This is a genomic window from Mesorhizobium sp. B2-9-1 (assembly GCF_006439455.1).
Lineage (GTDB): Bacteria > Pseudomonadota > Alphaproteobacteria > Rhizobiales > Rhizobiaceae > Mesorhizobium.
On record NZ_VFTP01000002.1, the window covers coordinates 391925 to 403504 of the forward strand.

Consider the following 11580-nt stretch of genomic DNA (forward strand, 5'->3'; position numbering starts at 1 on the left):
TGTATGTTCGGCCGATCAAAAGGGCGGCTTGCCGACGGCGGGCCGCCCTTTTCTGTTGCCCTTGTTTCATCTCCAAGGAACCCACAGATAAGCTCGACCTCGGCAGCTCACGAAGGGACAGATCATCGTGGCGAAACGGCGCTCTTCCCTCGGCTTTCTCGGCATGTTCGGCCGCTCCGGCGATCTGCGCCAGCTCGACGACGCGTTGCGTGCGGCCGACCTGCATCCGGCGCTGGTACCAGAGGGCGTGAAACTCACCATCGTCAACCTGATGAACGACCGCTGGCCTGATGAGCCGCCGGCGGACGCCTATGCATCCGTGGCACAGCTCTGCGGCTATTGCGTCGCCGGGCCGCAGGTGTTCGAGCAGGCCAACGGCCGCGAGCCGACATTGCAGGTCGAGCGCCGCATCGAGGCGGCGCTGGAGGCCGGCGACAGTTTCGATGCGAAGATCGTGCTGATGACGCTGCACGCCAAGCTGATCAACGCCGAAGTCGTCGAGCGCTACGGACTGAGTGTGGAATGAACCGCTGGATTGTATGCATTGATATTCAGGTCAGGCCGAGTCGAAAACGGTGTCTTCCGAGAACCGGAGCGGAGCGTACTTAAAGTACGTGAGCACCAGAAGCGCAGGAAGGCATCGTTTGCAGGCCGGCCTCACCTGAATATCAGCCGCCCATCTTGTTGCGGGGCAACTTGATCATCTCGCCGAAGCGGGCGCGCAATTTGTCGTCCAGCAGGCGCGACACGTGGCGCGGGAAGCGCTCTGCAAGCACGCGCTTCTTCTCCGCGATCGCCCGCGACAGGATGTCGGGCCGGCCCTTTTCGTTCCATTCCTTGGGCGAGAAACGGTCGCCGACGGCGGGATAGAAATATTCCGTCTGCATCAGCTTCAGCGTCTGATCGTTGCCAAGATAGTGCCCAGGGCCCTTGAGGCAGACATCGGCGATGGTGTCGATCGACAGCGCGTCGTCGGTCACCTCGATGCCGCGCACGCAGCGCAGGCAATGTCCGAGCATGTCGTTGTCGATGATCAGGCTTTCGAGGCAGAAGCCGAGCAGCGAGGCATGCATGCCGGCCGATTCATAGACCAGGTTCAGGCCGGACAAGCCCGCCATGACATTGGTGATGCCCTTCTCGTAGCCCGCCTGGATGTCGGGCAGCTTCGAGTCCGACATGCCGGCGGCCGAGCCGCCGGGCAGGTCGTAATATTGCGCCATCTGGGCGCAGGCCGCGGTCAGCACTGCTTGCTCCGCCGAGCCGCCCGACATGGCGCCGGTCCTGAGATCGGAGACGAACGGCCAGGTGCCGAAGATCGCCGGATGTCCAGGCTTGACGGCATTGACATAGACTAGGCCCATCAGCACTTCCGCCACCGCTTGCACGACGGCGCCGGCAATGGCGGCAGGTGCCGTGGCGCCGGCCTGGCCGGCCGACAGAAGCAGGATCGGAATGCCGCCTTCGACGCAGGCCTCCAGCACCCCGCAGGCGTCCTCGGCGAACTTCATCGGCGGCACGACGAAGCAGTTCGAGTTCGACACGAACGGCCGCGCCCGGAAATTCTCTTCTCCGCCGGCAATCGCATAAAGCATTTCCAGCGCCGGCTTGACGTTCTCGCGCACGGTGAACGAGGTGCCGACATGCTTGGACGTCCCCATCACGCAGGCATAGAGCGTGTTGAAATCCATATCGAGTGGGTCGGGAATGTCGCGCGGCACCATGGTGCGCTGGAAGAAGTGGATGTTGTCCAGCCCGTCGACGAGACGGGCGGCGTCGTAGAGGTCCTGCAGCAGCGATTCGCGATATTCGCGCTTCTCGACATCGACCAGATGCACCGCAGCGCCCGCCGTGCCGTAATGCACGCGTTTGCCCTGGATCAGCATGTCGTGCTTCGGATCCTGGCCATGGAGGGTGAAGTTGCGCGCGGCTTGTCTGATTGTGTCCAGCACCAAGGCGCGCGGCAGCCGGACGCGGCCGTCGTCGCCATAGGTGGCGCCGACCCGGGTCAGCGCCTCGATGCAGGACGGGATGGCATTGGCGAAGCCGACCGTCTCCAGCAGCGTCAGCACCGCTTCGTGGATGCGTTCGCGGTCGTTCTGGCTCAATGGGCCATAGCTGCCGCCTTCAAGCCCCGGCCGCACCGGACGGATGTCGTCGGCCAAGGGCGCTGCCCGCATCGCGCGGCGCGCTTCGCGCCCGCCGGACCGCCGCGAACGCTGGTCCGACGACGATTCCTGCTTCTCGAGAGCCACTGACATGGAAGCACTCCACCTTTTGTCTTTATCTGCGAGATGGGCGCGGCGGTTGGTCCACCGTCGGCCTGCCTCGTCCCCTTCTGGCTCCGACTATGCCGCCGGCATTGGCACAGCCTATGGGCCAAGCAATCCCGTCGAATATGCCAGAATGCTAAAGCGGCAAACATACGCCCAAACAAAAAGAGCCGGCGCAGCGCCGGCTCTTTTTTCAGGGAGGTCTGTGGCGATCAGGCGGCCGCGGGCCTGCGGCCGGCGGCGGTGGCAAGTTCGCGGATGCCCGGCTCGATATGCTGCAGCGAGATCGAGGAGATGCCCAAGCGCATGAAACGAGAGGGCTTTTCGCTTCGATCGAAGAACCGGTCGCCGGGTTCGATGATGACGCTGCGCGACGCGGCGGCTTCGGCCAGGCCGCGTGAATCGGTACCGCGCGGCCCTTCCAGCCACAGCGATGTGCCGCCCGCCGAGTCGGTCGAGCGCCACTCTGGCAGGAAAGCGGAAATCGCATGGACCAGGCGCTTGCGCCGTTCGTCGAAGGCGGTGGAAAGCCTGCGCACCAGCGCCTCGTGATGGCCGAGCGACAGGAACAGCGCAACGGCGCGCTGGTTATTCGCCGGCGGGTGCCTGAGCATGAAGCGGCGCAGCGCGCGAAGCTCGGCGATCAGTCCGGCCGAGGCGACGATGTAGCCAAGCCTGAGACCCGGAGCCAGCGTCTTCGACATCGAGCCGACATAGATCACGCGGCCGGAACGATCGAGGCTCTTCAGCGCCTGCTGCGGCGCCTCGTCGAGCAGCTGGCTGTCATAGCCGTCCTCGATGATGATCTGGTTGTTGCGGTTGGCGCGCGCCAGGAGATCCTGCCGCCGCTCAGCCGACAACGGCACCATGGTCGGGCAGTGGTGACTCGGCGTGACGAAGACGAAGCCGGAATCGCTGGGGATCGACGAGGTCACGATGCCCGACTGGTCGACCGGAACGGGCTGGATATCGGCGCCGGCCAGCCGGAAGATCGAGCGGGCGTCGGGATAGCCCGGGTCTTCCATGGCCACCTTCGAGCCCTTGGTCATCAGCAGCGTGGCCAGCATATAGAGCGCGTTCTGCGCGCCCAGCGTCACGATGATCTCGTCCGGATTGGCGAAGATGCCGCGCCGCGGCAGAAGCCGGGCCTGGACCTGCTCGATCAGCAGCGGATCGTCGCGATCCACCATGTCGGACGCCCAATTGCGGATCTCGAGCACCGCCAGCGCCATGCGGTTGCACTCGCGCCATTCGGCGGTCGGAAACAGCGCCGGATCGAACTGGCCGTAGACGAACGGATAGGAGGACTTGATCCAGTTGTCATGCTTGGCCGGCGGCGGCATGTCGCTCGCGGCGATCTGCCGGCGTGCCTTCCAGTCGATCTCGTTCTGCTGGTCGGGCGCTTTCTGGTGCGGCTTGGCGGGAGTGGCCAGCACGTCCGGATTGACGAAATGGCCGCGCCGTTCGCGCGCCACCAGGAAGCCCTGGTCGACCAGCTGCTGGAAGGCGAGCACCACCGTGCCGCGGGCAACCCCGAGTTTTTCCGCGAGAATTCGGCACGACGGCAACGGCATCGACGCGGCGATCTGTCGGTCGAGAATGGCCGCGACGATCGCCTGGCGGATCTGCGCCTGGAGGGTTTGGCCGGATTCAGCCGAAATCCGGAACAGGCCGGACCATATGGCCGTGTCATTGCGCTGTGGCATGGGAAATCTTCCTCGGACGGCCAGCTGTTTTCACTTGGCTGGACCAGTGGAGTGTATGGGTGGCATAAGGGGTTGCGCCAATCAATTTTTCTGATCGCTGGGATTTATGCCAGTGATCTATCAAGCGCGACGCGAAGCGTCGTCGCCGCGCAAGCGCGATGCGAAGCATCCAAGCGCGACGCGAAGCGTCGTCGCGGCACTGCCCAAGCGCGACGCGCAGCGACGTCGCCACGCGATGCGCAGCATCGTCGCCCACACCGCACGGCCTCCTCGCGGTGAAATCCCCCCTCCTCACCATCCAACACCGCCCCTCATCAAAGCGTGAATGCGGTGCGGCAAAGCCACGCTTGAACGAAATGGAAATCGGCTCGATAGAATGACGCGCCGACACGCGCCGGAAACATCCGGCCTGTTAAAATGGTCTAAAAACCCGCCAGGAGCCCGCCAGTGGATCAGTCAGCCTTCGACAAGCAGGTCACCGCTCTGCGTGAGCAGCGCGCGGCGGCCAAGGGCACAATGCGCGAGGCCTTCGCCGCCGATCCCAAGCGCTTCGAGACATTCTCCGCCACCGATGGCGACCTTCTGCTCGACTGGTCGAAATGCGCGGTCGACGCAAACACGATGGCGATGCTGGAGAAGCTCGCCGCCGCCGCCGATCTCGGGGGGCGCCGCGCCGCCATGTTCGACGGCAAGAAGATCAACATCACCGAGAACCGCGCCGTGCTGCACACCGCCCTGCGCAACCTGACCGGCAAGAGCGTGATCGTCGACGGCCAGGACACCAAGGCCGATGTGATCGCCGTGCTCGACGCCATGGGCGCCTTCGCCGACGCAATCCGCTCGGGCAAGGCGGCCGGCGCCACGGGCAAGAAGATCACCGACATCGTCAATATCGGCATCGGCGGCTCGGACCTCGGCCCGGCAATGGTGACGCTGGCGCTCGCGCCTTACCATGACGGGCCGCGCGCGCATTACGTCTCCAATGTCGACGGCGCTCATATCCATGACACGCTGAAGGGTCTGTCTGCCGAGACGACCCTGTTCATCATTGCTTCCAAGACCTTCACCACGGTCGAGACGATGACCAATGCGCAGACGGCGCGCGACTGGGTTCAGAAGGCGCTTGGCAAGGAAGCGGTCGGCAAGCATTTCGCCGCCGTCTCGACCGCGCTCGACCTGGTCGCGAAGTTCGGCATCGAGCAGGACCGCGTCTTCGGCTTCTGGGACTGGGTCGGCGGCCGCTATTCGGTCTGGAGCGCCATCGGGCTGCCGGTGATGATTTCCGTCGGCCCGCGCAACTTCCGCGCCTTCCTCGACGGCGCGCATGAGATGGACGAGCATTTCCGCTCGGCGCCGATGCAAAAGAACCTGCCGGTGCTTCTGGGGCTGATCGGCTGGTGGCATCGCGTCGTCTGCAAATATCCGGCCCGCGCCGTCATCCCTTACGACCAGCGCCTGTCGCGCCTGCCGGCCTATCTGCAGCAGCTCGACATGGAATCGAACGGCAAGAGCGTCACGCTGGACGGCACGGCAGTCGCCACGCCGACCGGCCCGCTGGTCTGGGGCGAGCCAGGCACCAACGGCCAGCATGCCTTCTTCCAGCTCCTGCATCAGGGCACCGACTTCATTCCCGTCGAGTTCCTCGCCGCCGCCGTCGGTCACGAGCCCGAATTGAAACACCAGCACGATCTCTTGCTCGCCAACTGCCTGGCGCAGTCGGAGGCCTTCATGAAGGGGCGCACGCTGGAAGAGGCGCGCGCGCAGATGCTGGCCAAGGGCATGAATCCGGCCGACGTTGACCGGATCGCGCCGCACCGCGTCTTCTCGGGCAATCGCCCCTCGCTGACCATTCTCTACAGAAAGCTCGACCCGCGCACGCTCGGCCGGCTCATCGCGCTTTACGAGCACCGCGTCTTCGTCGAAGGCACGCTGTTCAACATCAATTCCTTCGACCAATGGGGCGTCGAGCTCGGCAAGGAACTGGCGACGGGCCTGCTGCCTGTCGTGGAAGGCAAGGAGACTGCCGCAAAACGCGACGCCTCGACTGCCGGGCTGGTGGGACATATCCACCAATTGCGCGGCGCGGAGTAAACCGGATTGGCGGATATCAAGGGAATATTGTTCGACAAGGACGGCACGCTTGTCGACTTCAACGCAACCTGGCTCGGCGTCGCCGACTTCATGGCGATGGATGCCGCCGAAGGCGACCGCTGGAAAGCGGATCGGTTGCTCGCCGCCGCCGGCTTCGACTTCGTCACAAAGCGCTTCAAGCCGGATTCGATCTTCGCCTCCGGCTCGAACATGGACGTCGTCGAGCTATGGTTCCCGCGTCTGTCCGAGGAAGACCAGATGCACGCCGTTTCCCGCTTCAACGAGATCACTTCGGCGCAAGGTTCGGCCATGGCGGTCGCGCTGCCGGGCGTCGTCGATTCGTTGCGGGCCTTGCACAAACGATCCTATCGCATGGGCGTCGCCACCAACGATTCGACCAGCGGCGCCGAAAAGACGCTGGCCACGCTCGGTATCGCGCAGCTCTTCGATGCCGCCTTCGGCTATGACGCCGTTGCCAACTCCAAGCCGGCGCCCGACACGGTTGTCGCTTTCTGCGACCTGACCGGGTTGAAGCCCGGCGAGATCGCCATGGTCGGCGACAACCGCCACGATCTGGAAATGGCGCGCGCCGGCGGCTGCGGCCTGGCGGTGGGCGTGCTCTCCGGCACCGGCACGCGCGACTCGCTGGCGCCGATGGCGGACGTCGTTCTGGACTCGGTCGCCGACCTGCCGGATTTTCTGACTGCGCGGATGAGTGTGCCGGCGGGTTAACCGGATTTCGCAACGAAAGCGAACACCGCGCTGGGCCCGGGTTCGCTGCCGCCGTTTCCGCCGACATCCGGCACGTGATACTCGCCGAGCAGGCAGAGCCGCGGTCTGGGCAGCCAGGCGCGGCCGGGATCGCCGACCAGCACATCGATGCCGGCAGCAAGGCAGCGGTCGAGGAACGGGATCATCCGCTGCCCGACATCCTGCGCGTAAAAGACGTCGCCGGCGAGAACCAGGTCGACCGCCGGCGGCGGACCGCCGGTGACGTCCTCGTCGCCTATCTGGATGGCGACGCCATTGGCTTGCGCGTTGAGGCGGAGCGCCACGACGCCGTTGCGGTCGATCTCCGCTGCGATCACTGCGCGCGCGCCAGCTTTTGCCGCGGCGATGCCGACCAGCCCCGAGCCGGCGCCGAGGTCGAGCACGCGTTTGCCGGCTACGATCGACGGACGGTCGAGGACATAGCGTGCCAGCACGGTGCCGCCGGCCCAGGCATAGGCCCAGTAGGGCGGCTGTGGGTCAGGCCGGCTTCCGTCGCTCTCGTCTTCCGGTTCGAGCAGCCGCCGCAAGCCGCTGCCGGGATGCGCCTGATAGAGCCGGACCTCCGGCACTGACGGTGCCGGCGCCAGCCGCATGTTCGCCTTGATGAAATCCGCCGGATCGAGCCGCTTGCCTCGCTCCCGTGCCTTGCCTGCGGAACAATCGCTCAAACCTGGTCCCGCAGCGCCCGCCGCAGGATCTTGCCGACCGGCGTCTTCGGCAGTTCGGTGCGGAATTCGATGAATCTCGGCCGCTTGTAGCCGGTCAGGTTCTCGCGGCAGTAAGCCATCAACGTCTCGACGGTGAGCGCCTGGTCCTTCTTGACCACGAACAATTTAGGCACCTCGCCGGAATGCTCATCCGGCACGCCGATGGCCGCCACTTCGAGCACGCCGGGGTGATGCGCCACCACCTCTTCCAGTTCGTTGGGATAAACGTTGAAGCCGGAGACCAGGATCATGTCCTTCTTGCGGTCGACGATCTTGGTGTAGCCGCGCTCGTCCATGAAGCCCATGTCACCGGATTTGAAGAAGCCGTCCTTGGTCATCGCCTTGGCGGTCTCGTCGGGCCGGTTCCAGTAGCCGGCCATCACCTGCGGGCCGCGGATGCAGATCTCGCCCACTTCGCCGAGCGGCACGTTGTTGCCGTCGTCGTCGCGGATGGCTATCTCGGTCGAAGGCAGCGGCAGCCCGATCGTGCCGGTGAAATCGGCCGAGCTGAACTTGTTGGCGGTCGCCACCGGCGAGGTTTCGGAGAGCCCGTAGCCTTCGCTCACCGGACAGCCGGTCAGCGCCTTCCAGCGTTCGGCGACGCCCCTCTGCACCGCCATGCCGCCGCCCAGCGTCAGGATCAGCGGCTTGAAGTCGAGCTTGCGGAACTCCTCATTGTTGAGCAGCGCGTTGAACAGCGTATTGAGGCCGGGAAAGATGTGCATCGGGTATTTCGCAAGTTCCTTGACGAAGCCCGGAATGTCGCGCGGGTTGGGGATCAGCACATTCTGCGCGCCCTGCTGCATGCCCATCAGCGCATTCACCGTCAGCGCGAAGATGTGATAGAGCGGCAGCGCGCAGATGAAGTTGAGATGCGCCGGCTTCGGCTTGACCGTATAGGCGTCCTCCACCCACAGCGAATTCTGCGCGACGTTCGAAAGCACGTTGCGATGCAGTAGCACAGCACCCTTCGAGACGCCGGTGGTGCCGCCCGTATATTGCAGGAAGGCGATGTCGTCGCCGGAGATCGTCGGCGGCTTGAAGGCGATGCTCGCGCCGGTCTTGAGCACGGCGTTGAACTTCACATGGCCGGGCAGCGACCATGCCGGAACCATCTTCTTAACCCGCCGCACCACGAGGTTGACGATGGCGCCCTTGAGTCCGCCCAGCATGTCGCCCATGGCGGCGACCATGACGTGCTTCACCGGCGTCCTGGCGATCACCGCCTGCAGCGTGCCGGCGAAGTTTTCGAGGATGACGATCGCCTGCGCGCCGGAATCCTTCAGCTGGTGTTCCAGTTCGCGCGGCGTGTAGAGCGGGTTGACGTTCACCACCGTATAGCCGGCGCGCAGTATGCCCATCATCGCCACCGGATATTGCAGCACGTTCGGCATCATCAGCGCCACGCGCGCGCCCTTCTCCAGGCCTCTCGCCTGCAGATAGGCGCCGAACGCGGCCGACAGCCGTTCGACCTCGGCATAGGTGATCGACTTGCCCATGCATACGAAAGCCGGCCGCCCGGCGAATTGCTTGCAGGCGCCGACAAGGAAGTCGCCGATGGACCTGTAGGGCAGGGCGCCGATCTCGGCCGGCATGTTCGTCGGATAGCTTTTCAGCCACGGCTTTTCCGGCAGGCCGACGGTGAGCTCGGTGATCGCCTTCGGCAAGCCCTTCGAGACAGGCTTCGCGTTACTCGTAGCTGGCGCCGTCTTCGCGGCGGGCGCGGCGGCGGGCGACTTCGCGGCCGCTTTTCCGGCTTTTGCCGCTGCGGGCTTGGCAGCGGCCGGCTTAGGGGCTGACTTTGCGGGCTTTGCGGTCGTCTTCGCCTTCGGTGCGGCTGCGGCCTTGGCAGTCTTGGGCGCATCGCTTGCGGCGGTGCCCTTGGCCTTTGCGTTCACCGGGGCTGTCGTCTTGGCTGCTTTTGCCACCTGTCTCTCCCTGTCGCCTTCAATCTCGGCGCCCGCTTCCAGGGAAGCGTCCTCCACGCCGTCGCGGATTTTCCGGAAAATCCCGCCCACAGTCTATGTATTGCCTCTATCGGCGACGGTGCAAGCCTTGCCCCAGCGGCAGGGCGGGGAAAGATTTGCCGTCGAAATCCGATGATCCGGACACCTTCCGCAGCATGTCCGGCGGCGGGCAGATCTCCAGCAGCCGGGCCCTGTCGGCTCATTTTAACAGGTGAGCGATCAATAAAAAAATGCCGTCGTTAATAATGTCGTGAGCAGAAAAAACTACTCATTTTTTCTGCGGTTTGAGCAAAAGATAGATTCTTTTCCTGCTTCCCATGGGGTACGCAAACGAGGTGTTCCAAAGGCGAAGAAACGGTGCTTATATGCGCCCTTCGCGAGCCTGATAGAGGGGCTTGAGAGAACATCAGGGAGTGGTCAATGAAAAAGACAATGACTTTTGCAGCCGCGTTGCTGGCTGCAAGCGTCCTCAGCGGCATGGCCAGTGCTAAGACGCTCGTTTATTGCTCGGAAGCGTCGCCGGCCAATTTCGATCCGGGTACGACAACCGGCGGCAACGACTTCGACGCGTCTTCGCGCACCGTCTATTCCCGACTGGTCGAATTCAAGCATGGTGGCACCGAGATCGAGCCCGGCCTGGCTGACAAGTGGGAAATTTCCGACGATGGCCTGGTCTATACTTTCCATCTGCATCCGGGTGTGAAGTTCCAGACCACCGACTATTTCAAGCCGACGCGCGACCTCAACGCCGACGACGTCGTCTTCTCCTTCGATCGCCAGTTCAACAAGGAGAATCCGTGGAACGGCGACAAGTATCTGCCGAACCTCACCTGGGACTATTACACCGGCATGGACATGCCGAAATACGTCGCCAAGTGGGAGAAGGTCGATGACCTCACCGTCAAGCTGACGCTGACCGAGCCGAACGCGCCGATGCTGGCCAATCTCGGCATGGATTTCGCCTCGATCGTGTCGAAGGAATATGCCGACCAGCTCCAGAAGGACGGCAAGATGGCCGACTTCTCGACCAAGCCGGTCGGCACCGGTCCGTTCCAGTTCGTCGACTATCAGCTGGATTCGGTCATCCGTTACGCGGCCAATCCCGACTACTTCAAGGGCAAGGAAAAGATCGACGATCTCGTCTTCGCCATCACGCCTGACGCGACCGCCCGCATCCAGAAGGTGCTCGCCGGCGAATGCGACGTCGCGCCCTATCCGAACCCGGCCGACATCGCCACCATCAAGGCCAACAAGGACGTGACGCTGATGGATCAGGCGGGCCTGAACATCGGCTATATGAGCTACAACACCACCATCCCGCCGCTCGATAAGCCGGAAGTGCGCCATGCGCTCAATCAGGCGATCGACCGGGAAGCCCTGATCAAGTCGCTGTTCCAGGATGCCGGCGCGACGCCCGCCGAGAACCTCATCCCGCCGACCATGTGGTCGTGGGACAAGGACGTGAAGACCGACACCTACAATCCGGAAGCGGCCAAGAAGGTTCTCGCCGATGCCGGCCTGAAGGAAATCCAGCTCTGGGCTGCCGACCGCGTTCGTCCCTACAATCCGAACTTCCAGCGCGCGGCTGAGCTGATCCAGGCCGACTGGGCCAAGGTCGGCGTCAAGGCGAACATCGTCAACTACGAGTGGACGAAGTATCGCGAGGAAGGCAAGAAGAAGGACCGTCCCGGCGCCTTCCAGATCGGCTGGACCGGCGACAACGGCGATCCGGACAATTTCTTCGCCACTCTCTTCGCTTGCTCGGCGATCGGCGTCTCGAACTACTCCAGCTGGTGCGACAAGGACTTCGAGGACCTGATCCAGAAGGCCAAGAAGACCAGCGACCAGGCCGAGCGCACCAAGCTCTATGAGCAGGCGCAGGTGATCTTCGCCAAGCAAGCGCCCGCTTTCCTGCTGGCTCACAGCCAGGTTTACGCGGTCGTTCGCAATAATGTCACCGGCTTCAAGATGGACCCGCTCGGCATTCACCGTTTCGACGGCGTTGACAAGTCCGAGTAATATTGCGAACGGGGCGGCGCAACTTCCAGCGCCGCCCCGTTTCATTTGA

General features: G+C 63.9%; 8 protein-coding genes. 4 read left to right on the forward strand and 4 right to left on the reverse strand.

The window, feature by feature from the left end:
* The first annotated feature begins 127 nt into the window (after positions 1-127).
* Positions 128-526 carry a hypothetical protein gene (locus tag FJW05_RS06080; protein ID WP_140629203.1) on the forward strand — a complete coding sequence of 133 codons (399 nt, stop codon included), beginning with the start codon at positions 128-130 and terminating at the stop codon, positions 524-526.
* Positions 527-668: 142 nt separating this feature from the next.
* Here FJW05_RS06080 and FJW05_RS06085 read toward each other — a convergent pair whose 3' ends face one another.
* Together FJW05_RS06085 and FJW05_RS06090 are read right to left on the reverse strand one after the other, a co-directional pair.
* Positions 669-2258 (reverse strand): trimethylamine methyltransferase family protein, encoded by a 1590-nt coding sequence (locus FJW05_RS06085; protein WP_140543101.1) that lies wholly within the window; start codon positions 2256-2258, stop codon positions 669-671.
* Between the two features lie 224 nt (positions 2259-2482).
* Complete coding sequence (locus FJW05_RS06090) at positions 2483-3976, reverse strand: PLP-dependent aminotransferase family protein (RefSeq protein ID WP_140629206.1); 1494 nt, start codon at positions 3974-3976, stop codon at positions 2483-2485.
* A gap of 447 nt (positions 3977-4423) precedes the next feature.
* Between FJW05_RS06090 and pgi the strand changes: the two genes are divergently transcribed.
* Together pgi and FJW05_RS06100 are read left to right on the forward strand one after the other, a co-directional pair.
* The gene (gene pgi / locus FJW05_RS06095) at positions 4424-6067 is read left to right on the forward strand and encodes a glucose-6-phosphate isomerase (protein ID WP_140629208.1); all 1644 of its coding nucleotides are present in this window, start codon (positions 4424-4426) and stop codon (positions 6065-6067) included.
* Positions 6068-6073: 6 nt separating this feature from the next.
* Complete coding sequence (locus FJW05_RS06100; RefSeq protein ID WP_140543104.1) at positions 6074-6799, forward strand: HAD family hydrolase; 726 nt, start codon at positions 6074-6076, stop codon at positions 6797-6799.
* On the opposite strand, the gene FJW05_RS06105 is transcribed toward FJW05_RS06100, so the two are convergent.
* On the reverse strand, positions 6796-7506 hold the full coding sequence (locus FJW05_RS06105; RefSeq protein WP_246673233.1) for a 50S ribosomal protein L11 methyltransferase: 711 nt from the start codon (positions 7504-7506) through the stop codon (positions 6796-6798). The two genes, FJW05_RS06100 and FJW05_RS06105, sit on opposite strands and share 4 nt — an antisense overlap.
* A complete protein-coding gene (locus FJW05_RS06110) occupies positions 7503-9473 on the reverse strand; it encodes a long-chain fatty acid--CoA ligase (protein WP_140629211.1) in 1971 nt (656 codons plus the stop codon). The genes FJW05_RS06105 and FJW05_RS06110 overlap by 4 nt, the downstream gene beginning before the upstream one ends.
* A 459-nt stretch (positions 9474-9932) precedes the next feature.
* On the opposite strand from FJW05_RS06110, the gene FJW05_RS06115 reads away from it, so the two are divergent.
* Complete coding sequence (locus FJW05_RS06115; protein ID WP_140629213.1) at positions 9933-11531, forward strand: ABC transporter substrate-binding protein; 1599 nt, start codon at positions 9933-9935, stop codon at positions 11529-11531.
* The last annotated feature ends 49 nt before the right edge of the window (positions 11532-11580 follow it).